Raw genomic sequence first — 26,549 nt, 5'->3', positions numbered from 1 at the left:
GCACCCCACGCGCATGTTCAAGCGCAACGCCATCCGGACCGTGGTCGTCTACACGGCCCTGATCGGCATCGCCTGCTGTGCGCTGTTCCCGATCGCGTGGGCGGTCTCGGGATCCTTGAAGAAGGAGGGCGAGGTCACCGAGCCGACGTTGTGGCCGGTGCGGCCGCAGTGGTCGAACTACACCGAAGTGTTCGCGTTGATGCCGTTCTGGCGGATGTTCTTCAACACCGTGCTCTATGCCGGCTGCGTCACGGCCGGGCAGGTGTTCTTCTGCTCGCTGGCCGGATATGCGTTCGCGCGGCTGCAATTCCGCGGCCGCGATGCGCTGTTCTTCGTGTACCTGACCACCCTGATGGTGCCGCTGACGGTCACCGTCATCCCGCAGTTCATCCTGATGCGGACCCTCGGCTGGGTCGACACGCCCTGGGCGATGATCGTGCCCGGTTTGTTCGGCAGCGCCTTCGGCACCTACCTGATGCGGCAGTTCTTCCTGACACTGCCCACCGATCTGGAGGAAGCCGCGATCCTCGACGGGTGCTCCTCGTGGCAGGTCTACTGGCGGGTTCTGCTGCCCCATGCCAGGCCCGCGGTGCTGGTGCTCGCGGTGCTCACGTGGGTCAACGTGTGGAACGATTTTCTGTGGCCGCTGCTGATGATCCAGCGCGACGGCCTGGCCACGCTGACCCTCGGCCTGGTCCGGATGCGCGGGGAGTACGCCGCCCGCTGGCCGGTGCTCATGGCGACGTCCATGCTGATCATGTTGCCGCTGGTGCTCATCTACGCCATCGCGCAGCGTTCCTTCGTCCGCGGCATCGCCGTGACCGGGCTCGGTGGCTAGTCGTGGCCTCGGTGAGTTTCGAACGCGCGACCCGCCGCTACCCGGGCGCGGACCGGCCGGCACTGGACGGGCTGGACCTGGTGGTCGGCGACGGCGAGTTCGTCGTGCTGGTGGGCCCGTCCGGGTGCGGCAAGACGACCTCGCTGCGGATGGTGGCCGGACTGGAGACGCTGGATTCCGGGCGCATCCGCATCGGCGACCGCGACGTCACCGACGTCGACCCGAAGTATCGCGACGTCGCGATGGTCTTCCAGAACTACGCCCTCTACCCACACATGACGGTCGCGCAGAACATGGGCTTCGCGTTGAAGATCGCCAGGACGCCGAAGGCCGAGATCCGCGAGCGGGTGCTGGCCGCGGCCGACCTGCTCGACCTGCGCCCGCATCTGGACCGCAAACCCAAGGACCTGTCCGGGGGGCAACGCCAGCGGGTGGCGATGGGCCGCGCCCTCGTGCGCCGTCCGCAGGTGTTCCTGATGGACGAGCCGCTGTCCAATCTCGACGCCAAGCTGCGGGTCCAGACGCGCAACCAGATCGCCGCACTGCAACGGCGACTCGGCACCACCACCGTCTACGTCACCCACGACCAGGTGGAGGCCATGACGATGGGCGACCGGGTCGCCGTGTTGTGCGACGGCGTGCTTCAGCAGGTCGCCGCGCCCCGCGAGCTCTACCGCAACCCCGCCAACGTCTTCGTGGCGGGCTTCATCGGCTCGCCGGCCATGAACTTGTTCACCCTGCCGATCGTGCATTCTTCAGTGTCGCTGGGGGATTGGCCCATCCAGGTACCACGTGAGATCGCCGCCAGAGCGGCACAGGTCGTCGTCGGAGTGCGTCCCGAACACTTCGAGGTGGGTGGTCCCGGGGCCCAGGGGGGCGTCGAGATGCAGGTGGACGTGGTCGAGGAACTAGGAGCGGACGCGTACCTGTACGGGCGAATCATCCTCTCGGGCAACGCCGTCGATCAGACCGTCGTGGCGCGCGCCGACGGGCGCCGGCCGCCGGAACGGGGTAGCCGCGTGTGCCTGCACCCCGAGCCCGGGCACGTGCATTTCTTCGGCGCCGACGGCCGCCGCATTCCCGTGGAGCTGCCGAGCGGCGTGCGGCCCGGCGACCCATCGGATCGGGGCTGAGGTGGCGGCCGTGAGCGTGGCACACGCCGACCTGGTCTGCGAGGGCGGAGGCGTGCGGGGCATCGGACTGGTCGGCGCGGTGGACGCGCTGGCCGAAGCTGGCTACCGGTTCCCGCGCGTCGCCGGCAGCAGCGCGGGCGCGATCGTCGCCTCGCTGCTGGCCGCTCTGGAGGTGGCCGGCGAACCGCTGAGTCGGCTCGGCGACGTGATGCGCAGCATCGACTACCGAAAGTTCCTCGACCGCAGCATGATCGGCCGGATTCCTGTCATCGGCGGGGGACTGTCGCTGCTGGTGTCCGACGGTGTCTATCGCGGGGCCTACCTGGAGCGTCTGCTCGCCGGGCTGCTCGGTGAGCTGGGCGTGCGCACGTTCGCCGATCTGCGCACCGGGGAGAAGCCCGACCAGTTCGCGTGGTCACTGGTTGTGACCGCCAGCGATCTGTCCCGACGCCGACTGGTGCGCATTCCGTGGGACCTGCCCGATTACGGGGTGGACCCGGACACCTTTCCGGTGGCCCGCGCGGTTCACGCCTCGGCGGCGATCCCGTACGTGTTCCAACCGGTCCGGGTGGCAGGGGCCACCTGGGTCGACGGTGGATTGTTGTCGGACTTTCCGGTTCAGTTGTTCGACGAGCCCGACGGCCGGCCCCGCTGGCCGACATTCGGCATCCGGCTCTCGGCGCGTCCCGGCATTCCGCCCACCCACCCGGTGCACGGCCCGGTGTCGCTGGGCATTGCCGCCGTCGAGACGCTGATGAGCAACCAGGACAACGCCTACATCGACGACCCGTGCACGGTGCGACGCACCATTTTCGTTCCCGCCGAGGAGGTCAGTCCGATCGATTTCGGCCTTTCCGCCCAACAACGGGACGCGCTTTACCAACGCGGTTTGCGAGCGGGCCGAAACTTTTTGACGACCTGGAATTACCCGGCCTATCTGGCCGCGTGCGGGCCACCGACCGGCGACCGGAAGTGAGGTGAGGGCCGGCAAGCTGCCGAGTGCACGGACACCCGGCAGCTTGCGCCACTGCGGCGGGCGTCACCGCGTCCAGAACAGGAGATCGCGCCCACCGGCGTCGTACACCACGCTGTTGGGGTTGGGCCCCACGACGTCGAAGTACAGTTTGCCGCTTCTCTCGTCGCCTTGGTTCACCACGGCCGGGTTCATGCCCTGGGCGGTGGCCACGTTACCGAGCTCGGGGTAGTTGTCGCCGTTTGCCGCACGGGCGTTGAAGTCCGGGATGATCGGCTGGACGTTCCCGCGGATCGCCCGGACGGTCGCGTCGGCCTCCCACAGGTGGCCGCGGGGCTGATACGGGATCGGGTCGTTGCTCGGGCGCAGGTTGCTCACCGTCCAGCCCGTGATCACGGCGCCGTCGGAGTCGTTGAGCCTCTCCTGGTTGCCGAACTTCTTGAAGACGGGGTAGGCGTCGGCCGATGCGGCGGGTGCGCTCGCAATCCCGACCCCCGTCGCCGCGGCCAGAGTCGCGACCGCCGTCGTCCCGATTTGGGAGAGCTTCATGCTTCGTTCCTCTCGTTCGCGTCATTTTTTTGAACTAGACAAGGCGTACCTCGAAGCCGCCCGGCCAAACGTTCTCCGCTCGGACTGATTGCCTTTGCCGCATTGCAATTGGAATTCGTCACGTGTTGTGAAGTGCGTCATGGTCGCCCCGGCAGCGTGAGGCCGGCGTCAGCGACACCACAAATTGTGATGTCGGGCTCTGGCGCGCCGCGCCGGTGATCACCCGTGGGCCTTTCTAGGATTGCCGGCGTGGTCGATCGCTATGGAACCGACGTGCTGGCCGCCGGCCGGCGCAAGCCCCGTTCGACCGAGCATCCCGCCGAGCTGGGGTTGGTGGTCGAGGACGCGCAGACGGGCTATGTCGGTGCCGTGGTGCGGGTCGAGTACGGCCGGGTCGACCTGGAAGACCGGCACGGCCGGACCCGCGGATTTCCCCTCGGACCCGGGTATCTGCTCGAGGGACGTCCGGTGATCCTCACAGCACCCCGACGCGCCGCGCCGGCTGCCCCGGCCAGGACGGCGTCGGGCTCCGTCGCGGTGCCGCGCGTCCGCGCCCGGGTCGCGCGCGCCAGCCGGATCTATGTCGAGGGACGCCACGACGCCGAGCTGATCGCGCAGGTGTGGGGCGATGACCTGCGCGTCGAGGGTGTGGTTGTCGAGCACCTCGGCGGCGTCGACGACCTGGTGGACATCGTTGCCGAGTTCGGTCCGGGCCCGGGGCGCCGGCTCGGTGTGCTCGTCGACCACCTCGTGGCGGGTTCGAAAGAGGCGCGCATCGCCGACGCGGTGCGGCGCGGACCGGGTGGCGACGACACGCTGGTCGTCGGCCATCCCTACGTCGACATCTGGCAGGCCGTCAAGCCGCAGCGGCTCGGCCTGAAAGCCTGGCCGCAGGTGCCGCGGCACGTGGAGTGGAAAAGCGGCGCCTGTCAGGCCCTGGGCCTGCCGCACGCCGCCCAGGCCGACATCGCCAGGGCCTGGCAGCACATTCGGTCCCGCGTGCGCGACTGGAACGATCTCGAGCCCGCGCTGATCGGCCGGGTCGAGGAGCTCATCGACTTCGTGACGCAACCGTCGGAGTCCTGAACCCGGCCGCAGACCCCGCGAGCGCCATGCTCGCGTGACGCTCGGCGCGACGAATTCCCCTCGTCCGGGCCATAATTCACCCACGCGCAGTCACCGGGGCGGCCGAGATGTTTCAGCGAAGTGATGTTTCGTGTCGTCCGTGTAAATCACTCCCGCTCGCCGTCACATACGGGTGTCCTCGGAGCACTAACACCGTGAAGACCCCGTGAAGACCCCATATCCAGCGAGAAAACGGAGGAAGCCCATGACCGACGCGCTCGTCATCGACGCCGCGGCCCTGGACCGGTTGTCGTGCAACGCCAAGGCCGACCCCGCGACCGGCAAGAAGACCCTGAAGGCCACTACGGTGTGCGAGGCCGGATTTCGCAACATGACCTATGTACGCGACCTCGCACCGATGCTGGTGGGGGAGCCGCCGGCGCTGCTGGGCGACGACTCGGCGCCCAACCCGTCGGAAACCGCCCTGGCCGCGCTCGGTTCCTGCATCTCGGTCGGGATGCTCGCCAACGCGACGCACCGGGGCGTGACCCTCACCAAGATCGAGGTCGAGATGGAAGGCGACATCGACATCTCCGCCGTGTGGGGGGTCGGTGACACTCCCGACGGCAAGCTCCTGGGCTTCAGCGCGGTCCGTTGCACGGTGACCCTGGCCGCAGACGTCGACGAGGCGACGCTCAAGGAGATCCACGACAACGCGATCGCCTGGTCGCCCGTGGTGAACACGTTCCGCAACCCGGTCAGCGTCGACTCGACCCTGTACACCCAATAGGAAGCCCACCGTGACAACCACATTGACCAAAACGGTTCTCGCGGAGGCCATCAGGCTGGCCCGTGTGGAACGCGGACTGAGCTGGGCGAAAATCGCCGAGTCGATCCGCAAGGACCCGGTATGGACCGTGGCGGCGCTGCTCGGCCAGCACCCGCTCGCGGCCGGCGACGCGGCGACGGTCGCATCGCTCCTCGACCTCGATGACGAGGCGGTGACGGTGCTACAGACCGCCCCGTACCGGGGATCGGATTCGGTCGCCGCGAAGGATCCGACGATCTACCGGTTCTACGAGGCGTTGGCCGTCTATGGCCCGGCGATCAAAGAACTCATTCACGAGGAATTCGGCGACGGCATCATGAGCGCGATCAACTTTCAGCTGAGCGTGCGACGGCGTCCCGATCCGCAGGGCGACAGGGTGGTCGTCATCTTCGACGGAAAGTTTCTCGACTACGCATGGCAACACGCCGCGCAGCAGGCGCAGGAGGTACTCGAATGACGGCGACGATGGATCCCGCGGCGGGCCGATTGGATCTCGAACTGCTGGAAGACATCCGGGCCCATGCCGGCGTGTTGGACCGCGGTGAGCAGCACTCCCGGCGCAGCTTCACCGCACTGGGTGCGGCCGGGCTGCTCGGGATCGGTGCGCCGGGCAACGCCGACGGCCGGCTTCCCGACATGGCCGAGGTGATCCGGCTGATCTCCGGGGAGTGCATGAGCACGGGATTTTCGCTGTGGGCCCACCGGATGGCGGTGGAGTACCTGCTCACGGCCGCGACGCCGTTCAGCGCGGCCGCGGCCCGGCCGCTGCTTGCCGGCACCGCATTGGGCGTCACCGGCATGGCGTCGGCGTTCAAGGAGGCGGCGGGCTGCGGCAACCTCGAACTGACGGCCACACCGGTGGCGGACGGCTACGAGGTGTCCGGCGCCATCAGGTGGGCCAGCAACCTCTACCGCGACTCGACCCTGGTCACGGCGGCGCGTACCGAGAACGGCGAAAAGCTGATCGTGGCCATGCCGTTGGATATGCCGGGCGTGGCCCTGGGCAACCACTTCGACTTGCTCGCCATGGGCAGCACCGCCTCGTCGCACCTCACCCTCGAAGGCGTCCGCGTCGGTCCGGAGCAGGTGCTGTCACGCGACTTCGACGGGTTCCTGCAAGCCGTCCGCCCGACGTTCCTCGTCCTGCAGTCGGCCATGTGCCTGGGCCTGACCAGGACGACGGTGGAGGAGAGCCGGCGGGGGCTCACGGGGGTCAACGAGGTCTTCGCCGCCGATGTGGACCGCATCGCCGGCCGGCTCGCGTGCGCGGAGATGACGTTGGCGGGCCTGGCGGCGGCGGTCGGCAGCCCCGGACAGCCGACCAAGAGGCAGCTGCTGGCGCTGCGCCTCACGGCCGCCGAACTGTCCAGCGCCAGCGCCGATCTGGAGATCCGGACCGCCGGCGGCAAAGGATATGCGAGCAGGACACCGGCGAGCCGGCGCTACCGGGAGGCGGCGTTCATCCCCGTCCAGTCACCGTCCGAGGCTCAGCTGCGCTGGGAACTCGCCCGATGTGCCTGAGCACGGATCCATGGTGACCCCGGTGGCGATGCCGCCCGAGGACACCGCGTACCGGCACCTGGTCGGCGGGATCCCGCTGGCGGTGCTGGTGCGCGACTTCCACCGCCCGCTGGTGAACTTCGCCCGGACCATGGTGGACTCGCCGGTGCTCGCCGAAGAAGCGGTGCAGGAGGCGTGGGTGCAGGTGATGCAGTCCTCGCGTTCCTTCCAGGGCCGTTCGTCGGTGAGCACCTGGCTGTTCGGGATCGTCAAGAACACCGCGTCGCGGCATCGGCGCCGCGAGTCCCGGATCCGCGACCACGAGGTGCTGGCCTCGGCAGAGGCCGAAGCCGCCGACCCGCTGTCGGGTCGCATGCACTCGGTCGGTCATCCCGACGCCGGACACTGGAGCGTCCCGCCGTCGCGGCGCTTCCTGCCCGAGGACCAGACCATGACGCAGGAGATCGTCGGCCACGTGCGCGCCGCGCTGGATGCGTTGCCGCAGCGGCAGCGGCAACTGGTCATCCTTCGCGACGTCGTCGGCATGACGGCCGAAGAGGCCGCCGAGACCCTCGACCTGTCCGCCGAGGCGCAACGCGCACTGCTCTACCGCGCCCGGGGGAACCTTCGCAACGCACTGGAGAAGCGGTACCCACGATGACCGTCCGTGACAAGGCAGTTCCCGCCATCGACTGCGTCGAATTCGTCCGGCTCGTCGACGATCTCGTGGACTCGGATCCGCGGCGCTGGGGCGCGATCGTGAGCCGGCACCTCGACGAGTGCCCGCCCTGCCTGGTCTACCTGCAACAAATGCTCGACCTCCGGATCCTGCTCAGCCACGTCTTCGACGGACAACAACTCAGCGACGAGCACATCGCCGGAGTGATCCGGGGCATCAACGCGTTCCGGGCAGGCCACTAACCCCACGAACTTGAGGAAAACCACAATGGCTCAGCTGATTTCGACCAGCCCTCCGATGACCGCACCGCCGGCACACCGGGCGGACGGAGATCCCTTCGAGCCGCTCGGCGTCGGGGCCATGGTGGACCGGGTGGCCGCCATGGCGGTCGAAAAGGCAACGCATCCCTGGGCTTTTCTGATACGTTCCCTGGTCGGTGGGGCGATGGTGACTTTCGGGGTGTTGCTCGCACTGGTCGTCAGCACCGGGGTGAAGACCCCCGGCGTCTCGAGCCTGCTGATGGGTTTGGCGTTCGGGATGTCGTTCGTTCTCATCCTGGTGTCGGGCATGTCGCTGATCACCGCGGATATGGCCGCCGGCTTCCTCGCCGTGCTCAAGGGCCGCATGAGCGTGGGTGGCTACGGGTTTCTGGTTGTCGTCGGACTCGTCGGCAACATCGCGGGAGCGCTGGTGTTCGTCACCGTCTGCGGCGCCGCCGGAGGTCCATACCTGGGTGCCTTCGCCGAGCGGGCGGCAGTCGTGGGCGCCCAGAAGGCCGGCCAGCCGCTCTGGACCGCGCTGTTGCTGGCGGTGATGTGCACCTGGTTCCTGCAGACGGCGATGTGCATGTACTTCAAGGCCCGCAGCGACGTCGCGCGAATGGCCTTCGCTTTCTACGGCCCGTTCGCCTTCGTCGTCGGCGGCACCCAGCACGTCGTCGCCAACGCCGGATTTGTGGGTCTTCCCTTGATGCTCAATTTGTTCCATCCAGCGGCGCCGCGCGGCGGGATCGGCTGGGGATTGGGCGAGGGCGGCCTGTTGACCAACATCTGCATCACCACGGTGGGCAATCTGATCGGCGGCACGCTGTTCGTGGCCCTGCCGTTCTGGGTCATCGCGCGGCTGCAACGCCCCGCCTCATGGCCGGCCGGTGACGGGACCGTTATGGCCGGGCGACGCAACGGGGCGCCGCTGAAGCACTCCGTCCCGCCGGTTGGGGACTAAAGCCTCACGACCGGGGGCACCCGTCGCCGATAACGTCCCTCCTGAAGGAGGGAGCGCGACATGTCAGCACCGAAGCAGCCCGGCGTGGTGGTCGCCACCGACGGTTCGGCGGCGTCCAATGTCGCCGTCGCCTGGGCGGCCCGTGACGCGGCGATGAGGAATGTTCCACTGACGGTCGTCCACGCGGTGGTCACCCCGACCGCGACCTGGCCGCCGATGCCCTACCCGGATTCCTTGGCGGTGCGGCTCGAGGACGACGGCAAGAAGGCCATCATGCACGCGGTCAAGATCGCCGAAGAGGCCATGCCGGCGGACCGCAAGGTCCCTATCGCCAGGGAGCTGGTCTTCGCGACCCCGGCGGCGACCCTGATCACGATGTCCGCCCAGGCGGAGATGGTCGTGGTGGGCAGTTCCGGGCATGGGCTGCTGGCCCGCGGCGTGATCGGTTCGGTCAGTTCGACGGTGGTGCGCCAGGCTTCCTGCCCGGTCGCCGTTGTCCACGAGGGAGACCTGCCGGCCCCGGACGCCCACGTCCTGGTGGGCATCGACGGCTCGCCGGCCTCCGAGCTAGCCACGGAGATCGCGTTCGACGAGGCCTCTCGGCGTGGGGTGAGCCTGGTGGCCCTGCACGCGTGGAGTGACCTCACGGTGAGCGACCTCGGGGAGTCCGGCCTGCCCGGACTGCTCGGGGAGGCGGAACGCAGCCTCGCCGAACGGCTCGCGGGCTGGCAGGAACGCTATCCCGACGTGACCGTGCGCCGGCTCGTCGTGCGCGACCGTCCGGCGCATGAGCTCATCGAAAACGCGGGCTCGGCTCAGCTCGTCGTCGTGGGCAGTCACGGCAGGGGCGGTTTGGCCGGCATGCTGCTGGGCTCGGTCAGCAACGCGGTGCTGCACTCCGTGCGGGTGCCGGTGATCGTGGCCAGGGCCGCCGCGGCAACCTGAAAAAGCCCCCCGGATCGTCCGGCGTCACCGATGGCGGGTGTCGGTCGACCACAGCGTCGCGCAGCCCGGGCACTGCAGGTTGACGCGCGTTGCCCGGTTGCTCAGCAGGTACTGCCAGTGTGTCGCGCAGTTGCGGCTGCTGCGGCACTCCGCGCATCTGCCGTGGCCCCAGTCGCAGCGCGGGCAGGGTAGCCAGGCGCGACGCGACGCGTCGGCGTGGGGGTCGATCGGGAGCGAATTCCGCAAACGGTGATCCATCGCAGGATAGGGTAGGCTACCCAAATTCTTCTGGCAAATCGGGCCGGGCGCCGAAATTCGCCCGACCCGTCCCGGCCCGTGGCCGGGTCGGGCGAATCGCGTTGCGGCGCCGACTCTCTCGGCGTGTGGCGGGCCGGAGAGCGCTGTAGCGAGACGCCGGCGCTCAACCCACCACCCGGCGAAGCGGGTGTAGGCCTGTCGCGGTGGGTAGAGACAAGCTATGACCGACACCCTCATCCAGACCTTCCACCCCCTTGACCCGCTCACCGCGGACGAGTTCCGGCAGGCGGCCGCGCTCCTGCGCCGGGAGAAATCGGTGGACGACCGCTGGCGCTTCGCCTCCATCGCACTGGAGGAGCCGGGCAAGCCCATGGTCGCCGCGTTCGAGGACACCGGCGCGGTGCCCGACCGCCGGGCGGCGGTGGTGTGTTTCGACCGCGACACCAACACGACGTTCAAGGCGCTCGTCTCGCTGACCGACGACGCGGTGGTGGCCTGGGACCGGGTGCCCGGCGTGCAACCCAACATCACGGTGGACGAGTTCCGGGAGGCGAACGAGGTCATGCGCCGCGATCCGCGCGTCGTCGCCGCGCTGCGCCGGCGCGGCATCACCGACGTGGACGACGTGTTCGCCGACATCTGGGCCTACGGGGACGTGCTGATCCCGGAGGACTACCGCGGCCGGCGGCTGGCGTGGTCGGACACCTGGCTCAAATCGCCGGGCGGTGCGAATCGGTACGCGCATCAGCTCAGGGGCTTCCACTGCATCCTCGACCTCAACTCCATGGAGGTGCTCGACATCGAAGAAGGGGAGCCGCTGGAGTTGCCTGAGATCATGGGCGAGTACCTGCCGGAGCACGTGCCCCGGCGCCTGCGCGACTCGAGTGTCAGAGAACCGTTGCGGCCGTTGGAGATCACCCAGCCCGACGGCCCGTCGTTCACCCTCAACGGAAACCTGCTGGAATGGCAGAACTGGTCTGTGCGAATCGGTTTCAACTGGCGCGAAGGGATGACCTGCACACCGTCACCTACAACGACCACGGGCGCATCCGCCCGATCGCCCATCGGCTGTCGTTCGCGGAGATGACGGTGCCCTACCGTGACCAGTCCGACGACCACTACCGGCGCACGGCGTTCGACATCGGCGAGTGGGGCCTGGGATTCATGACGACCTCCCTGGCGCTGGGCTGCGACTGCCTGGGCGAGATCCGCTATCTGGACGCGACCTTGCACGACAGCACGGGCCGGCCGTACGTGATCAAGAACGCTATCTGCATCCACGAAGAAGACGACGCGGTGCTCTGGAAGCACGTCGACCCCGCCACCGGCGCCGAGGTGCGCCGCGCGCGCCGCCTCACCGTGTCCTTCCACGTGACTGTGGCCAACTACGAATACCTCGTGTACTGGCGCTTCTATCAGGACGGCAGCATCCAGAGCGAAGTGCGGGCAACGGGATTGATCCTGACCACCCACCTGTATCCCGGGGAGAAGGCGTCGCGGGGAGCGCTGGTGGATACCCGCACCTACGCGCCGTACCACCAGCATTTCCTCACCGCGCGAATCGATCTCGACGTCGACGGTAGCGACAACACCGTGTACGCCGGCGAAACCGAGCCGGTGCCGATGGGGCCCGACAACCCCTACGGGTTGTCGGTGCGGCAGAAGGAGATTCCGCTGCGCACCGAGCAGGACGGCAAGCAGGACTACTGTTGGGAAACCCAGCGGGCGTGGCGGGTGGTCAACGAGAACGTCACCAACGGTCTGGGCACCCATCCCTCCTACAAGCTGATCCCGGGCGGGGCGATCCCGGCCATGTTCGACCGCGACTCGCCGGTCCTGCAGCGCGCCGGAGTCATCGGCCACACCGTGTGGGTCACTCCCAACCATCCCGACGAGCGCTGGCCTGCAGGGGAGTTCGTGAACCAGAGCGGACCCGGCCTCGGTCTGCCCCGCTGGACCGCGGCCGACCGTCCCATCCATAACACCGACGTGGTGCTCTGGTACACCTTCGGGATTCACCACATCACCCGCCCGGAGGACTGGCCGATCATGCCGGTCGACACGGTGTCGTTCTGGCTCAAGCCCGTCGGGTTCTTCGATCGCACCCCGGCGTTGGATGTTGCGCCCAGCCAGGCAACCGCCTGCCATCGCAACGACGAGTGAAACCATCGCAGGAGGAAGCGGATATGTGGGAGAACAAGGTATTTCACAACATCATCGGCGGCGAGATCACCGCCGCTGCCGACGGAAGGCTGATGGACATCGTCAACCCCGCCACGGGCGAAACCTATGCCGTGGCGCCGAACTCGTCGGCCGAGGACGTCGACCGGGCATTCCGGGCAGCGGCGCGGGCATTCGAATCATGGCGTTGGTGCACCCCCGGCGACCGGCAGCGGGCCCTGCTCAAACTCGCCGACGTCATCGAGGACAACGCCGACGAACTCGTGGCGATCGAAAGCGAGAACACCGGCAAGCCAATCGGGTTGACGACATCGGAGGAGATCCCGCAGGTGCTCGACCACCTCCGGTTCTTCGCCGGCGCCGCGCGGGTCCTCGAAGGCCGCGCCCAGGCCGAGTACATGCCGGGCTACACCTCCTCGGTGCGCCGCGAACCCGTCGGCCCGGTCGCCCAGGTGGCGCCGTGGAACTACCCGATGCTGATGCTGGTGTGGAAGTTCGCGCCGGCGCTGGCCGCCGGCTGCACGACGGTGCTCAAACCGTCGGACACCACGCCGGCGTCGGCGTTCTGGATGGTGGAGAAGATGCAGGAGATCTTTCCGCCCGGGGTGTGCAACCTGGTCTGCGGCGACCGCGACACCGGCGCGGAGCTCGTCGCGCATCCGGTGCCGCAGCTGGTGTCGATCACCGGCTCCGTCGGGGCCGGCATGGCCGTGGCGACCAGCGCGGCCAGGGACCTCAAGCGTGCGCACCTCGAACTCGGCGGCAACGCGCCGGTGGTCGTCTTCGACGACGCCGACATCGAGGCCACCGTGCGCGGCCTGACGGAGGCGGGTTACTTCAACGCCGGCCAGGACTGCACCGCGGCCACGCGCATGATCATCGGCGACGGCATCTACGACGAGTTCCTGGCGGTCATGTCGGACGCGGTGGGCCAGATCAAGACCGGCTACGACCCGGACGACGAGGACATCCTGTACGGGCCGATCAACAGCGAAAACCAGCTGGAGAAGGTCTCCGGGCTGGTGTCGGGCGCGCCGGAGCATGCCCGGGTTCTCACCGGGGGCCGCCGCAAGGACGGGGCCGGCTTCTTCTACGAGCCCACCCTGATCGCCGACCTGCGCCAGGACGACGAACTGGTCGCGACCGAGATCTTCGGTCCGGTGATGACCGCGCAGCGGTTCGGCGACGAACGCGAGGCCGTCGCGCTGGCCAACGGCACCGAATACGGGCTCGCGTCATCGGTGTGGACGCGGAATGCCGACACCGCGGCGCGCATGGCGGCGCAGCTGGACTTCGGCTGCGTGTGGGTCAACGCCCACATCCCGCTGGTGGCCGAGATGCCGCACGGCGGCTTCAAGCACTCCGGGTACGGCAAGGACCTGTCGCTGTACGGGTTGGAGGACTACACCCGGATCAAACACGTCATGCACTACCACGGGTTCACGGGCTGAGCCGGGGACCCGCGGGACGAAACATCACCAGGACCAGCCCGGCCGCGAACACCGTCGCGGCCTCCCACGGGAACCGCCCGTTCGGGGCGAAGCCGTTGGCCGACAGGAACTCGAGGCCGTAGACCGTCATCGCGGCGCCGGCCAGCGTGACAGCTTCGCCCCAGCGGCGGGGGAGACGGACGCCCAGCGTGGGGAGCGGGGCACCGAAAATCCTTCGCTGCCAAGCCAACAGGACCATCTCGGCGCCGGTCACCACACTCAGGATGGCGACCCACGCCAGTCGGGCCAGCCACCACGCCGCCGATCCCTCGACCGGTTGCGGCAACAGCCCGGCCGGGTAGCCGACGACCGCGACGATCACGACCGGGATCATGTGCCACAAATAGAGCGCCATCACGTTGGTGTTGGCGACCGACAGCGCGCGCCGCGCCCGGGCGGCGCGCAGCGCCCGGTTGACCGCCGGGGCGAGCGCGATCGCCAGCCCGGCCTCGGTGCAGCCGAACGCCAGCAGCGCCACGGTCGGCGGCGTGGTGTTCTCGACGGCCTGGCCGGGGACGCCGATCATGCTGACGGGATATCCGCCCGGCCCGATCAGCAGTGCCAGCGCGAGCGCCGACCCGGCCGCGAGCAACAGCGGCCTGGGCCCGCCCAGCAGGCCGCCGTGCCAAGCGATTCCGAGCTGGTAGAGCAGCCCCCAGCAGAACACGTAGTTCAGCCATCCGAGGTGGGGAATGTGGCCGTGCACGGAGGCGGCGTCGATCGCGATGACCCCCACCGCCAGCGCCGCCGGCACCCGAAGACCCCAACGCCTTTGCGCGGCAACCGCGATGGGGGTCAGCGACACCACGATCATGTAGATGGCGAGGAACCACAGGTGCATGGCCACCGCCCAGCCGGCGTAGTCGAGCAGGGAGCCGGACACACCGAGGAATTCCGCTACCGCCACGGCGGCCCACAGCGGCGCGACGTAGACCGCCGTCGGCCCGAGGACGCGGGCCAGCCGATGCCGGGTCCACGCGTGCCGCGAGAAGTCGTCGCCGGCGCGCCGGTGCGTCCAGGAGATGCCACCGGCATAGCCGGCGACCAGGAAGAACACCGGAACGGCCTGGAAGCACCACGTCAGCCACTGGGTCCACGGAATATCGACCAGCGGATTCTGGCGGCCGAAATGTCCGTCCTGGTACGTCACCGACCCGGCCAGCCAATGTCCCAGCACGATCAGCACCACACCGGAGACCCGGTAGAAGTCGACGGCGAGATTGCGCACCGGCCGCGTGGTGGCGACGTCCATCAGGTCTCCGAAAGGTCCATACGGTGCACGCCGGTCACGGTACCCGCGCCGTGGCCCGAAGTCGCCCGCGGCAGAATGACTTCATGAAACAAGCGAATCTCGGTGGCCTCGGTGTCGGTCGCATCGGCCTGGGCGCGATGGGCATGTCCGTGGCCTACGCCGGCGCGGGCAGCGACGACGCGGAGTCCGTCCGCACCATTCATCGCGCCATCGATCTCGGCGTCACGCTCATCGACACCGCCGAGGTGTACGGCCCCTACGTCAACGAGGAGCTCGTCGCGCGCGCCCTGCAGGGCCGTCGCGACCGGGTCGTGCTGGCCACCAAGTTCGGTCTGCTCTCCCACACCGGCCGCGACGGCCTGGACAGCAGCCCCGCCAATGTCCGCATCGCCGTGGACGGTTCGCTCAAGCGGCTGGGGACCGACCACATCGACCTCTGTTATCAACATCGGCTGGACCGCGGCACCCCGATCGAGGAGACGATGGGGGCGTTGTCCGAGCTGGTGGCCGCCGGAAAGGTCCGGCACATCGGCCTGTCCGAGGTCGGGGTGAACACGATCCGCCGGGCGCACGCCGTGCACCCCGTCGCGGCCGTGCAATCGGAGTACTCGATCTGGACCCGCGACCCCGAGGACGGGGTACTGGCCGTGCTGCGTGAACTCGGGATCGGCTTCGTCGCCTACTCGCCGTTGGGCCGCGGATTTCTCACCGGTGCGATCCGCTCCACCGGGGAAATTCCCGACACCGACTACCGCAAGACGAATCCGCGGTTCTTCGAGGAGAACTTCACGCACAACCTCGCCAGCGCGGACGAGCTGCGAGACATCAGCGCCGACATCGGCGCCACCCCGGCGCAGGTCGCCCTGGCCTGGCTGCTGGCGAAAGGCTCCGACATCGTCCCGATTCCGGGGACCAAACGCGTTGCGCGCCTTGAGGAGAACGTCGGCGCGGACGCCGTCGAGCTGAGCCCCGAGCAACTTGCCAGGCTCGACGCGCTCACCCCGCCCGCCGGCGGCCACCACGCGGAGGCGCAGATGGCATGGATCGACCGGTAGTGGCCGGCGCGGTTTCAAGTCGCAAAAAGAAGCTGGTGATCGGCGCCAGCGGGTTTCTGGGCTCACACGTCACCCGGGCGCTCGTCGCCTCGGGCGCCGACGTGCGCGTCATGCTGCGCCGCACCAGCTCCACCAAGGGCATCGACGACCTCGACGTCGAGCGCTGCTACGGCGACGTCTTCGACGACGACGCCCTGCGTGCCGCGATGGGGATGCGCATGGCCGAGCTGATGTCACCGCTGGACCACGGGAAGGCCGAGCGCGAACTCGGCTGGGAACCCGACCCCGTCGAACACTCGATCCGCAAGGCCGCCGTGTTCTTCGCGTCCCGCCCCTAGTCCGGCGTGGCGAGCGCCCCGGGGCCGTATTTCTTCGCGATCAGCGCCCACGGGTCGGCGTAGGGGCCCCGCCCCTCGAGGCGGCGCTGCAGCAGCAGGGCGGCCAGCATGAGCGGCCGCAGCAGCGGGCTCAATGCTTGCACCAAGATGCGCTTGCGGCCCTGGGATTTCGCGATCCAGTCCAGGGTCTGATGCCAGTCGTGCTCCTGGAAGTCGAGCAGCGCCTGCGTCTCGGTGGTGTCGTACCAGCCGGTGAAGCTCCATCCGCGGTCGTCGCCGGGATCGCCGGGCAGGCTGGCCGCGGGGCCGAGCCGTCCGAGCCCGGCGGCGGCCATCATGTCGTCCTGGAGGTCGCGCTGCAGCATCACATACGAGTCGTCGCCGCCGATGAGCAGCACCTTGCCGGCGATGGTGGCCGCCCGGTCGACGCCGTTGGCGAACGCCAGCCCCACGTCGCGGGCGTCCACCATGTGGATCCGGTTGTCACCGGGCATCGAACGCATGAGCGCCAGGTAGTCGCCGTTGATGCTGCCCTGGGTGTCCGGGGACGCGACCCCGGCGAGCCGGAACAGCGCATACGGCAGGCCGCTGGCTCCGATGGCGGCCTCGGCCAGCACCTTGTCCTGGCCGTACTGGTCGATGGGGTTCACCGGGGTGTCGGGGGTGATGCGTTCCGGGTGGCGATAAGGATTGCGCGACCCGTAGACCGCGGCGCTGGAGGCCATCAGGAACAGCGGCTTGTCGGGAAGTTCGGCCGCGGCCGCCAGCAGGTTCTCGGTGCCGCCCACGTTGACTTTTCTGGCCAGCGCGGGGTTGCGGTAAGAGGGTGGCGAGACGATCGCCGCGAGGTGGATGATCGCCTCGGGCTGATGGGTTGTGAGGAGTTCGCGCACCGCGGCCGGATCCAGGAGATCGACGTAGGCCGGTATCAGCGTGCCGGGGCGGGCGGATAATTCTCTTTGGGCCGCAACGGTTTTATCGGTGCGCAGGTCCATCGCGACGACGGTTCGGCCGCGGTCGAGCAGGATTTCGGTGCACCGCTTGCCGATCTGCCCGAACGCGCCGGTGACGAGGATGGTGTCGACGGTCATCGGCGGGTCACCTCCCCGCCGGCTGGCCGGCGAGCCTGCCGATCGCCCTGCGGATCCGGTCCGAGACGTAGACCGAGAACAGGGGAGTGGTGATGTCCTCGCGGAGCCGAGTCAGCTTGGAGCTCTTGATGAGCCAGCGGCCGGCGACGTTTTCGTAGGTTTCATGGTAGTGGCCGTAGCCGACCAGCGTCACCCCCGGCCCGAGCCGCACCACGTCCTGCAGCGCCCACACCCCGCGCGCCGTCGTCGGTGACGTCAGTTCGATCTCGGGCGCGTGCACCTGGTGCGCGGTGACCTGTGCCGGCCGCCCGAGGGTCTTGCGCAGGAAAGCCACGAAGTCGTCGGCGCCGACGATCACCTTGCCGCCGGCCTCGGCGGTGTCGCTGACGAAATCGTCGGTGAAGATCGTGCGCCAGGACGCCCAATCCTTGGTGTCAAGGTAGCGGCAGTAGCGGGCCTTGAGCTGCTTGATGGCCTCGATGGCCAGCAGCGCGGCGGTGTCGTTGTCGGCGATCACGTCGGGTGCGCCCTCTGTCATTGCGGCTCGATTCCGGTTGATCGTTGATGCTGGCCGTGACATTTACTCCGTGAAGTGTAAACCTGTCCTGATGGGCAAGGACGGAGGTCCCCGGTGACGGAGTCGGTCACGGAATTTCGCGGCCGGGCCAGGGCCTGGCTCGCCGAGAACATGCCGCCACTGGACCCCGACAAGGCCAGGGCGCTCGAGCGTGACGCGCCGGAGTCCTGGCAGCGGGCCCGCGAACTGCAAAAGCGGCTGTACGACGGGGGATTCGCGGGCATCTGCTTTCCCCGCGATTACGGCGGGCTCGGACTGGGTTACGAGTACAAGAAGGTGTTCGACGCCGAGACCGCCGCCTACGAGATGCCGCTGCTGCTCAACGTGCCCTCGTTCGCCATCTGCTGCGCGACGATCCTCGACATGGGCAGCGAAGCGCAGAAACGCACCCACATCGGCGCGGCGCTGCGCGGCGACGAGGTGCTCGTGCAGCTGCTGTCCGAGCCCAGCGGCGGCTCGGACCTGGCCGGCGTCATCACTCGCGCTGAACGCCGGGACGGCCGGTGGATCCTCAATGGCGCCAAGACGTGGAGCACCTGGGCGTTCGCCGCCGATTACGGCCTGTGCCTGGCCCGCACCGACTGGGCCGTGCCCAAGCACGAGGGCCTGACGATGTTCCTGCTGCCGCTGCGGCATCCCGGCGTGACGATCAACCGCATCAAGCAGGTCAACGGCTCGGTCGAGTTCTGCGAGGAGTTCCTCGACGACGTCGTCCTGGGCGACGACGCCGTCGTCGGGGAACCGGGCAAGGGCTGGGACGTCGCGTCGCGGCAGCTCTACCACGAGCGTCGCACGATGGGGGATGGTTCGGAGTACACCAGCGGGCCCGGAATCGCCGACGCCGAAGACATTTCGATCGACCTGCTGTCGCTGGTTGAGAAGGCAGGCGGCAGCGAACGCGCGCGCGAGCGCGCCGGCCGGGCCCTGGTGCACCGGGCCGTGCACGGGCAACTTGCCGAACACGTCTTCCACGCCGTCGTCGCCGGTTCGCTGCCCCCGGCGGCGGGATCGATCACCCGGCTGTCGATGGCCGCGGTGCACGACGTCGAGACCGACACCGCGCTGGCCGTGGCCGGCTCGGCGGCCGTCGTCGACGACGCGGCGGGCCTGCTCGACGTCGGCACGCGCTATCTGGGGCGCCAGGCCGCCAGCATCGGCGGCGGCACCACGGAGATGGCACGCAACGTGATCGGCGAGCGGGTCCTGAACTTTCCGCGCGAGTACGCAGCCGACCGCGGCGTGCCGTTCAACCAGGTGCGGCGGGGCAGATTCTCGTGATGAGCGTTTACGGGTGCTCCCGCGCGGGCAGTACCCCTGGATGGCATCCGGTGCAGACGATCTGAGTAAGGACCCCAGGCCCGACGAGGCGGAGGACAACGCATTCTTCCCCTCCGCGTACTCGCTGAACGAGTACACGTCGCCCAAGACCGACTTCGACGGTGTGCAGCACCCGGGCGCATACATCGGCGGCAGGTGGAAAGTGCTCCTGATCGCGACCGAGGAGCGCTACGTCCTGCTGGAGAACGGCACGATGTTCTCCACCGGCAACCACCCCGTCGAGACGCTGCTCCCCCTGCACCACCTGATGGAGACCGGTTTCGACGTCGACGTCGCGACCATCTCCGGCTACCCGGCCAAACTGGAGCTCTGGGCGATGCCGCGCGAGGACGAGGCGGTGCTGTCGACCTACGAGGCCCTCAAGCCGAAGCTCAAACAGCCCAAGAGGCTTTCGGACGTCGTCGATCACGAGCTGGGGCCCGAATCCCCCTACCTGGCCGTGTTCATCCCGGGTGGCCACGGCGCGCTGGTGGGACTTCCGGACAGCCGGATCGTGGGGCGCACGCTCGACTGGGCCTTGGCCAACGACAAGTTCATCATCACGCTCTGTCACGGCCCGGCCGCGTTGCTCGCCGGCGCGCTGGACAAGGAGGAGTCACCGTTCAAGGGCTACTCGGTCTGTGTTTTCCCCGACGCACTCGACAAGGGGCCGAACATCGAGATCGGCTACCTGCCGGGCCGTCTCCCGTGGCTCGTCGGGGATCTGCTGGGCAAGCAGGGCCTGAAGATCCTCAACGACGACATGACCGGCAAGGTCCACCAGGATCGCCGGCTGCTCACCGGCGACAGCCCGCTCGCGTCCGACGCGCTGGGCCGGCTTGCCGCCGAGGCGTTGCTCGAAGCCGTCGACGGCTGATCAGCTCCTGGCCGCTCCCGCCCCGGGTCTGTACAGTCGCTCAGCAGTGCGATAGCCCGACATCGGGGAAAGGCGGCCGGGAGTGGGCGACCAACTGCGGGACATCCGGGAGTTGGCCGGCGACTCTGCGGCCTACCGCGACGAACTGTTCCGCCGCTGGACGGGTCTGCTGAGCTACCGCTACATCGGCCGCAAGCACTCGTCGATGGACCTCGGCGACCCCGACGACACCGTCGCGATCCGTCGCGACATGCGCAACGAGGCGGGCGGGCTCCTGGTGGCACCGCTGGCCATCTCCTCACCGGAGGGGTGCCAGACCGACATGGTCGCGGTGCCCAACCCCGTGATCGCCTCGGTGCAGATCGTCGACCCCGGCTACGACGTCAGCAGGATCGAGATCGTCGGATCGGGCATCGTGCATCAGGGCCGGACCATGGGGTACGGACGGTGCACCATCGTCGACGCCGACAACCCCGCCCGGGTCATCGCGTTCAACGAGGGCCAGGGCGCGATCATCGGGATCCCGCCGGAAGGCCTTGGCAGAATGGACGTTTCGGGCACCGAATTGGTGATCGAGGATTCGCCCGAACTGCCGCCGCTGTGGCAGGCCTTCGGTGCCAGCCAGCGCGACGACGGCCACTGGGTGCTGCCCGCGCTCAGCGCCGAACTCGCCTCGCCGGACGCGGCCCTGCACATCGGGCCCCAGCACGTCGTCCTGGAAACCGCGGCCACCGACTTGGCCGCCGAACTGGCCGGCACCCGCATGGTGCAGGTGGTCAGCTGGCACGTCATGTTCATGTCGCGCGGCAAGGTGGGTCCGTTCCGCGTCGAGGGCACGGCGCATGCGGGCGGGTCCGGGCGCGTCGGTGTGCGCATGCTGCTGCACGACGAGGGCAACGCCGACAAGGCGGTCACTTCCGCCGCGGCGATTTTCGATGTGGTCAGGCCGTAGCAGTTCAGCGGTCATCCGCCGCCGCCGCCGGCGGCACCGCCGCCGCCGCCGGCACCGGCACCGCCGCCGGATTCCCACCAGTTGTACACACCGGCATAGGCACTCGTCGGGCACAGATTCTCAGCTGCGGCGAGAACGAATTGAGCCGCTTGTTTGAGGGTCAGTGTCGGATAGCGCTTCTGCAGGTCCTTGGCCGCCTGGACACCGTCCATGCCGCCATTCCAGAGTTCCCCGCACACCCGGTAACCGTTGTTCAACAGCGCCGGTTCCAGCCCGGTGACGCCGGCCGCTTGCACGGCGGCCAGGAAGTCCTGGACCGGGTGATGCTTCTGCAGGGCGGTCAGCCACAGCTGCTGCACCTCGGCGATTTCGGGCGATTGGGGCGCGACGGTGGCCGGAATCGCCGTCGATGGCGGTGACTGCGGTGAGAGCACGGGCACCGGCGCGCTGATCGGCGGTTGCGGGTCCCGGCCGGGGTGCGGGCTGACCGCGGCCCAGCGGATCGGGACGTAGAGGGCGACGCCGAGCAAGATCGGCACCGAGATCGCGATCGCCGCGTGGACCCCTGCCCGGGAACCTCTGATCACCGCACCGACCTGTGCGGCGGCCACGGATGCCATGGCGCACAGCACCACAGCGGAGATGGCGACCAGCCACAAGCCCCAACCGACGTGGAGGCCGACCAGTCGGTCGGCGGCCGATGTCACGTTGACGATGTTGACCATCGCGATGAGCAGACACACCAGCCCTGCGCCCGGGGCGAGCCACGCCAGTGCGAGCAGCCACCGCGTGCCCGACCCGATCCGCACGCGGTGCAGCAGGATGAACAACGCGGCGCCGGCAACGGCCGCGAGGGCGAAGGTGGTTTGTCCCTGCCACCAGATGCCGGCTGGGGCACCGTTCGCAGCGATCCAGGCGCGGCTCGCCCAGGGGCCCGCGCTGCCGACCACGATGCCCACGCTCGCGGCGATCGCCGCGATCACATTCGGCAGGTAGCACGGTGCGGACCCGCGCGGGCTGCTGCCCGACGGCGACCCGTCGCGTTCGCGGTCTTGTGGATCAGGCATGTGCGGTCCTCGCCACGGTCTGGGGGTTGGCATCCATGCTTCCGTGGCGGGGCGGCGATCGCGAGGGCCGAAAGTCCCGGTGGAAGCCCTCAACCCCTGGTCATACATCTGCACGCATCTGTATGGTGCTAACGACCCTGCGACACGACGGGAGACATGCGGTGGCGGATCGGTTGGCGGGAAAGGTCGCGCTCGTCAGCGGCGGCGCGCGGGGGATGGGGGCCTCGCACGTGCGCATGCTGGTCGGTGAGGGCGCCAAGGTGGTCTTCGGCGACATCCTCGACGACGAGGGCAAGGCGGTGGCCGCCGAAGTCGGTGACGCCGCCCGCTATGTGCACCTGGACGTCACCAAACCCGAGCAGTGGGAGGCGGCGGTCGCCACCACGCTGGCCGAGTTCGGCGGTGTCGACGTGCTGGTGAACAACGCCGGCATCATCAACATCGGCACGCTGGAGGACTATGAGCTCTCCGAGTGGCAGCGGATCCTCGACATCAACCTGACCGGGGTCTTCCTCGGCATCCGCGCCGTGGTCAAACCCATGAAGGAAGCGGGACGCGGCTCGATTATCAACATCTCCTCCATCGAGGGGATGGCCGGCACTATCGCCTGCCACGGTTACACCGCAACCAAATTCGCCGTCCGCGGGCTGACCAAATCGGCGGCACTGGAGCTGGGCCCGAGCGGGATCCGGGTGAACTCGATCCATCCCGGGCTCATCAAGACGCCCATGACCGAGTGGGTTCCCGACGATCTCTTCCAGACCGCGCTGGGGCGCGCCGCCGACCCCAGAGAGGTTTCCCACCTGGTGGTCTATCTCGCCAGCGACGAGTCCAGCTATTCGACCGGCTCGGAGTTCGTCGTGGACGGCGGCACCACGGCAGGCTTGGGCCACAAGGACTTCTCCGCGGCCGACATCGGCGAGCAACCGGAGTGGGTGACGTAGCCTCGCGTCAGCGCAGGGTCGAAGCGAACTCGGGCTGCTCGGCCGGGACCGGCTTGGGCCACGGTGACGGCTTGGGCCGCTGCCGGACCCGCTGCGGCCACCAGAACCACTTGCCCAGCAGCGCGGCGATCGCCGGGGTCATCAGCGAGCGGACGATCAGCGTGTCGAAGAGCAGGCCGAGGCCGATGGTGGTGCCGACCTGGCCGATCACGGTCAGCTCGCTGACCGCCATCGTCATCATCGTGAAGGCGAACACCAGCCCCGCCGAGGTGACGACCGAGCCGGTGCCGCCCATCGACCGGATGATGCCGGTGTTCAAACCGGCGTAGATCTCCTCCTTGAACCGCGCCACCAACAGCAGGTTGTAGTCGGCGCCGACGGCCAGCAGGATGATGACCGACATCGCGAGCACCATCCAGTGCAGTTCGATGCCGATGAGGTGCTGCCAGATCAGCACCGAGAGCCCGAAGGACGCGCCCAGCGACAGCAGGACGGTGCCCACGATGACCGCCGAGGCCACGACCCCGCGTGTGATGATCAGCATGATGATGAAAATCAGGCACAGCGAGGCGATTCCGGCGATCAACAGGTCGTAGGTGTTGCCGTCCCTGAGGTCCTTGTACATTGCCGCGGTCCCGCCGAGATAGATCTTCGAGCCCTCCAGCGGCGTGCCTTTGACAGCCTCGTAGGCGGCCTTCTTGATCGCGGCGATGTGCGCGATGCCCTCGGCCGACATCGGATCGCCGTCATGGCTGATGATGAAGCGCACGGCATGGCCATCGGGGGAGATGAAGTTCTTCATGCCCTTCTTGAACTCGGCATTGTTGAACGTCTCCGGCGGCAGATAGAACGAGTCGTCGTTCTTGGACGCGTCGAACGCCTTGCCCATCGCGCTGGCGTTCTTCTGCGCCTCGTTCTGCTGATCCTGCAACCCTTTCTGCGTCGAATACATGGTAAGCATCGTCGTCTTCATGGCCTTCATGTTCTCGATCATCCCGGGCATCAGCGCCACCATCTGGGGCATCAGGGCGTCGAGGCGATCCATGACGGGCAGCAGGCTCTGGATGTCGTCGGTCATCGTGTCGATGCCGTCGAGGGCGTCGAACACGGACCGCAGCGAATAGCACACCGGGATGTCGTAGCAGTGCTTCTCCCAGTAGAAGTAGCTGCGGATGGGCCGGAAGAAGTCCTCGAAATCGGCCATGTTGTCCCGCAATTGGGCAACGTCCATGGTCATATCGTGCATCTTTTTGACCATGACGTGCATGTTGTCGGCCATCTGCGTGGTGATGCTCTGCATCTTGGTCATGTCGTTGATGGTCGTCTGCATCATGTCGGCCTGGTGGAGCATGTCGGCCATCTGGTCTTCCTGGTACTTCTGGTTCATCTGCTGGGTGACACCCTGCATGCTGATCTGGAACGGGATCGAGGTGTGCTCGATCGGCGTGCCCTCCGGCCGGGTGATGGCCTGCACGCGACCGATTCCGGGGAGCCGGAAGACCGCCTTGGCGATCTTGTCGATGACTAGGAAGTCCGCGGAATTGCGCAGATCGTGGTCGCTTTCGATCATCAGCATTTCGGGATTCATCCGCGCTTTTGAGAAGTGCCGGTCCGCGGCGGCGTAACCCTCGTTGGCGGGCAGGTCCGCCGGCAGGTAGTTGCGGTCGTTGTAGTTGGTGCGGTAGCCGGGCAGGGTGAGCAGGCCGACCAGTGCGACCATGATCGTCATCACCAGGATGGGTCCGGGCCACCGGACGACGAGAGCGCCGACCTTGCGCCACCCGCGGATCCGTTGTGACCGTTTGGGTTCCAGTGTCTTGCGGAAACGCGATGCCACCGAGATGACGGCAGGGCCGAGCGTCAGCGCCGCGGCGACGACCACCACCATGCCGATTGCCAACGGGATTCCCAGCGTCTGAAAGTAGGGCAGGTTGGTGAAGTGCAGGCAGAACGTGGCGCCGGCGATGGTCAGGCCCGACCCGAGCACGACGTGGGCGGTGCCGTGGTACATGGTGTAGTAGGCGTCTTCCCGGGATTCGCCGACCGACCGGGCCTCCTGATATCGGCCGATCAAGAAGATCGCATAGTCGGTGGCGGCCGCGATCGCCAACGTGACCAACAAGTTCGTGGCGAACGTGGAGAGCCCGATGATGTTGTAGTAGCCCAGAAAGGCGACCATGCCCCGGGCGGCGGAAAGCTCGAACACCACCATCAGCAATGTGAGCAACACCGTGACGACCGACCGGTAGACCAGCAGCAGCATCGCGATGATCACCGTGAAGGTCGCCGCCGTGATGAGTTGCAGGCTGCGGTCGCCGGCCTCGTGCTGGTCCGCCGACAGCGCTCCGGGCCCGGTGACGTAGGCCTTCACCCCTTGGGGGGCGGGCACACTTTTGACGATGCGCTGGACGGCTTCCACCGATTCGTTGGCGAGGGCTTCACCCTGGTTGCCGGCCAGATAGACCTGCACGTAGGCGGCCTTGCCGTCGTTGCTCTGGGCGCCCGCACCGGTGAGCGGATCGCTCCAGAAGTCCTGCACGTGCTCAACGTGTTTGGTGTCGGCGTCGAGCTTCTTGACGATCTCGTCGTAATAGGCGTGGGCCGCGTCACCGAGCGGCTGCTGGCCCTCCAGCACGATCATCGCCGAGCTGTTGGACTTGTACTCGTGGAACACCGCGCCCATGCGTTTCGTCGCTATGACCGATTGCGCATCGTCGGGGGCCATCGACACGGAGCGCATCTTGCCGACCTCGTCCAGCTGGGGTACGACGATGTTGAGTACCGCGATGACCGCGATCCAGCCGAGGATGACGGGCACGGCGAACTTCCGGATGAGGCGCGGTATCGCAGGCCGCTCTTTGACGGCGGCGATCGGAGCGGTGTCGTCCAGGTGTCTGCTCATGCCGACTTCACCAAGCAGAAGGTCAGGGCGTGCACACCGGTGGTCATGTTCTCGTCCTTGACTTCGTCATCGATGGTGATGCGGCAACCGAGTTGGTCACCGCTGCTTTGTGCCGAGATGTTCGGGAAGACCGACGGGGCGGTCGTGGACAGGACCAGCGTCCACGGCAGCGGCGCATTGTCGACGCGCTGCGGGTCGGCGCTGAGGTCGAGATAGTTCACGTTGGCGTGACTGGCCGAGCCGAAGACCTCGTATTTGACGACTTTGGGCTTGAACGGTGTGGATTCATCGCGCCGGGGGCTGATCATGACGCCCGTGTTGTTCTCCCCGAAGAACGACTTGACCCGCGCCACGGTGAAGCCACCGACCACGACCACCGCCGTGATCAACAGCGGTAGCCACGCGTTGCGCACAACCTTCGATATCTGCACCCGGGTGCTTTCCTTCCTCGTCGCGCAACAGCGGTGTGGACGTCGTCGGGGTTGCCCCGTGGGCGGGAACGGGAGCGGCGCT

At 68.0% G+C, this 26,549-nt stretch carries 24 protein-coding genes and 2 pseudogenes; 19 read left to right on the top strand and 7 right to left on the bottom strand.

Translation table 11 applies throughout. From position 1 onward, the window contains the following. Positions 1-13 precede the first annotated feature (13 nt). From AB8998_RS15855 to AB8998_RS15845, 3 genes are read left to right on the top strand one after another with little or no spacing between them, the layout of a single operon-like run. Positions 14-838: a carbohydrate ABC transporter permease gene (locus AB8998_RS15855; protein ID WP_369741603.1), complete on the top strand. Its 825-nt coding sequence runs from the start codon at positions 14-16 to the stop codon at positions 836-838. Between the two features lie 2 nt (positions 839-840). Then, complete coding sequence (locus AB8998_RS15850) at positions 841-1,971, top strand: ABC transporter ATP-binding protein (protein ID WP_369738745.1); 1,131 nt, start codon at positions 841-843, stop codon at positions 1,969-1,971. A gap of 1 nt (position 1,972) precedes the next feature. Further along, complete coding sequence (locus AB8998_RS15845; RefSeq protein ID WP_369738744.1) at positions 1,973-2,947, top strand: patatin-like phospholipase family protein; 975 nt, start codon at positions 1,973-1,975, stop codon at positions 2,945-2,947. Positions 2,948-3,010: 63 nt separating this feature from the next. On the opposite strand, the gene AB8998_RS15840 is transcribed toward AB8998_RS15845, so the two are convergent. Beyond that, on the bottom strand, positions 3,011-3,493 hold the full coding sequence (locus tag AB8998_RS15840) for an MPT63 family protein (protein ID WP_369738743.1): 483 nt from the start codon (positions 3,491-3,493) through the stop codon (positions 3,011-3,013). 249 nt (positions 3,494-3,742) lie between these two features. On the opposite strand from AB8998_RS15840, the gene AB8998_RS15835 reads away from it, so the two are divergent. The 10 genes and pseudogenes from AB8998_RS15835 to AB8998_RS15790 all read left to right on the top strand — a co-directional run bounded on the left by AB8998_RS15835 (position 3,743) and on the right by AB8998_RS15790 (position 13,625). Further along, positions 3,743-4,579 (top strand): DUF3097 domain-containing protein, encoded by an 837-nt coding sequence (locus AB8998_RS15835; RefSeq protein ID WP_369738742.1) that lies wholly within the window; start codon positions 3,743-3,745, stop codon positions 4,577-4,579. 244 nt (positions 4,580-4,823) lie between these two features. Beyond that, the gene (locus AB8998_RS15830; RefSeq protein WP_369738741.1) at positions 4,824-5,348 is read left to right on the top strand and encodes an OsmC family protein; all 525 of its coding nucleotides are present in this window, start codon (positions 4,824-4,826) and stop codon (positions 5,346-5,348) included. 10 nt (positions 5,349-5,358) lie between these two features. Beyond that, positions 5,359-5,844, top strand: a complete 486-nt coding sequence (gene cynS, locus AB8998_RS15825) for a cyanase (RefSeq protein ID WP_369738740.1) — start codon at positions 5,359-5,361, stop codon at positions 5,842-5,844. Beyond that, positions 5,841-6,908: an acyl-CoA dehydrogenase gene (locus tag AB8998_RS15820; protein ID WP_369738739.1), complete on the top strand. Its 1,068-nt coding sequence runs from the start codon at positions 5,841-5,843 to the stop codon at positions 6,906-6,908. Before cynS ends, AB8998_RS15820 begins: the two co-directional genes overlap by 4 nt. A gap of 10 nt (positions 6,909-6,918) precedes the next feature. Further along, positions 6,919-7,548, top strand: a complete 630-nt coding sequence (locus AB8998_RS15815; protein WP_369738738.1) for an RNA polymerase sigma factor — start codon at positions 6,919-6,921, stop codon at positions 7,546-7,548. Next, entirely contained in the window at positions 7,545-7,808 is a 264-nt protein-coding gene (locus tag AB8998_RS15810) for a hypothetical protein (protein WP_369738737.1), read from the top strand. The genes AB8998_RS15815 and AB8998_RS15810 overlap by 4 nt, the downstream gene beginning before the upstream one ends. A 55-nt stretch (positions 7,809-7,863) precedes the next feature. Continuing rightward, a complete protein-coding gene (locus AB8998_RS15805) occupies positions 7,864-8,790 on the top strand; it encodes a formate/nitrite transporter family protein (protein WP_369741602.1) in 927 nt (308 codons plus the stop codon). A 60-nt stretch (positions 8,791-8,850) separates the two neighbouring features. Next, a complete protein-coding gene (locus AB8998_RS15800; protein ID WP_369738736.1) occupies positions 8,851-9,735 on the top strand; it encodes a universal stress protein in 885 nt (294 codons plus the stop codon). A 478-nt stretch (positions 9,736-10,213) separates the two neighbouring features. Beyond that, positions 10,214-12,156, top strand: a pseudogene (locus tag AB8998_RS15795) (primary-amine oxidase). Between the two features lie 23 nt (positions 12,157-12,179). Further along, complete coding sequence (locus AB8998_RS15790; protein ID WP_369738735.1) at positions 12,180-13,625, top strand: gamma-aminobutyraldehyde dehydrogenase; 1,446 nt, start codon at positions 12,180-12,182, stop codon at positions 13,623-13,625. Here AB8998_RS15790 and AB8998_RS15785 read toward each other — a convergent pair. Next, complete coding sequence (locus AB8998_RS15785) at positions 13,615-14,919, bottom strand: acyltransferase family protein (protein WP_369741601.1); 1,305 nt, start codon at positions 14,917-14,919, stop codon at positions 13,615-13,617. The two genes, AB8998_RS15790 and AB8998_RS15785, sit on opposite strands and share 11 nt — an antisense overlap. An 80-nt stretch (positions 14,920-14,999) precedes the next feature. Between AB8998_RS15785 and AB8998_RS15780 the strand changes: the two genes are divergently transcribed. After that, on the top strand, positions 15,000-15,971 hold the full coding sequence (locus AB8998_RS15780; protein ID WP_369738734.1) for an aldo/keto reductase: 972 nt from the start codon (positions 15,000-15,002) through the stop codon (positions 15,969-15,971). After that, positions 15,956-16,180, top strand: a pseudogene (locus tag AB8998_RS15775) (NAD-dependent epimerase/dehydratase family protein); the annotation flags it as partial. The gene AB8998_RS15780 and the pseudogene AB8998_RS15775, both read left to right, overlap by 16 nt. A 125-nt stretch (positions 16,181-16,305) precedes the next feature. On the opposite strand, the gene AB8998_RS15770 reads toward AB8998_RS15775, so the two are convergent. Both AB8998_RS15770 and AB8998_RS15765 read right to left on the bottom strand, forming a co-directional pair. Then, a complete protein-coding gene (locus AB8998_RS15770) occupies positions 16,306-17,400 on the bottom strand; it encodes an NAD-dependent epimerase/dehydratase family protein (RefSeq protein WP_369738733.1) in 1,095 nt (364 codons plus the stop codon). A 7-nt stretch (positions 17,401-17,407) separates the two neighbouring features. Next, complete coding sequence (locus AB8998_RS15765) at positions 17,408-17,938, bottom strand: nuclear transport factor 2 family protein (RefSeq protein ID WP_369738732.1); 531 nt, start codon at positions 17,936-17,938, stop codon at positions 17,408-17,410. Between the two features lie 150 nt (positions 17,939-18,088). On the opposite strand from AB8998_RS15765, the gene AB8998_RS15760 reads away from it, so the two are divergent. The 3 genes from AB8998_RS15760 (at position 18,089) to AB8998_RS15750 (ending at position 21,123) form a co-directional block, all read left to right on the top strand. Next, positions 18,089-19,255 carry an acyl-CoA dehydrogenase family protein gene (locus AB8998_RS15760; RefSeq protein ID WP_369741600.1) on the top strand — a complete coding sequence of 389 codons (1,167 nt, stop codon included), beginning with the start codon at positions 18,089-18,091 and terminating at the stop codon, positions 19,253-19,255. 40 nt (positions 19,256-19,295) lie between these two features. Next, positions 19,296-20,171: a glyoxalase III HchA gene (gene hchA, locus AB8998_RS15755; RefSeq protein ID WP_369738731.1), complete on the top strand. Its 876-nt coding sequence runs from the start codon at positions 19,296-19,298 to the stop codon at positions 20,169-20,171. Between the two features lie 82 nt (positions 20,172-20,253). Continuing rightward, the gene (locus tag AB8998_RS15750) at positions 20,254-21,123 is read left to right on the top strand and encodes a hypothetical protein (RefSeq protein ID WP_369738730.1); all 870 of its coding nucleotides are present in this window, start codon (positions 20,254-20,256) and stop codon (positions 21,121-21,123) included. 11 nt (positions 21,124-21,134) lie between these two features. Here the strand turns inward: AB8998_RS15750 and AB8998_RS15745 are convergent, their stop codons facing one another. Beyond that, positions 21,135-22,190: a DUF732 domain-containing protein gene (locus AB8998_RS15745; RefSeq protein WP_369738729.1), complete on the bottom strand. Its 1,056-nt coding sequence runs from the start codon at positions 22,188-22,190 to the stop codon at positions 21,135-21,137. Positions 22,191-22,351: 161 nt separating this feature from the next. Between AB8998_RS15745 and AB8998_RS15740 the strand changes: the two genes are divergently transcribed. Then, positions 22,352-23,134, top strand: a complete 783-nt coding sequence (locus AB8998_RS15740; protein ID WP_369738728.1) for an SDR family oxidoreductase — start codon at positions 22,352-22,354, stop codon at positions 23,132-23,134. Positions 23,135-23,141: 7 nt separating this feature from the next. On the opposite strand, the gene AB8998_RS15735 is transcribed toward AB8998_RS15740, so the two are convergent. Then, positions 23,142-26,036 (bottom strand): MMPL/RND family transporter, encoded by a 2,895-nt coding sequence (locus AB8998_RS15735; RefSeq protein ID WP_369738727.1) that lies wholly within the window; start codon positions 26,034-26,036, stop codon positions 23,142-23,144. Continuing rightward, on the bottom strand, positions 26,033-26,467 hold the full coding sequence (locus AB8998_RS15730) for an MmpS family transport accessory protein (protein WP_369738726.1): 435 nt from the start codon (positions 26,465-26,467) through the stop codon (positions 26,033-26,035). The genes AB8998_RS15735 and AB8998_RS15730 overlap by 4 nt, the downstream gene beginning before the upstream one ends. Between the last annotated feature and the right edge of the window lie 82 nt (positions 26,468-26,549).

Source organism: Mycobacterium sp. HUMS_12744610 (assembly GCF_041206865.1).
Lineage (GTDB): Bacteria > Actinomycetota > Actinomycetes > Mycobacteriales > Mycobacteriaceae > Mycobacterium > Mycobacterium servetii.
Note: the sequence above shows the minus strand (reverse complement) of the source record. Positions and strands in the feature narration are given on the sequence as shown.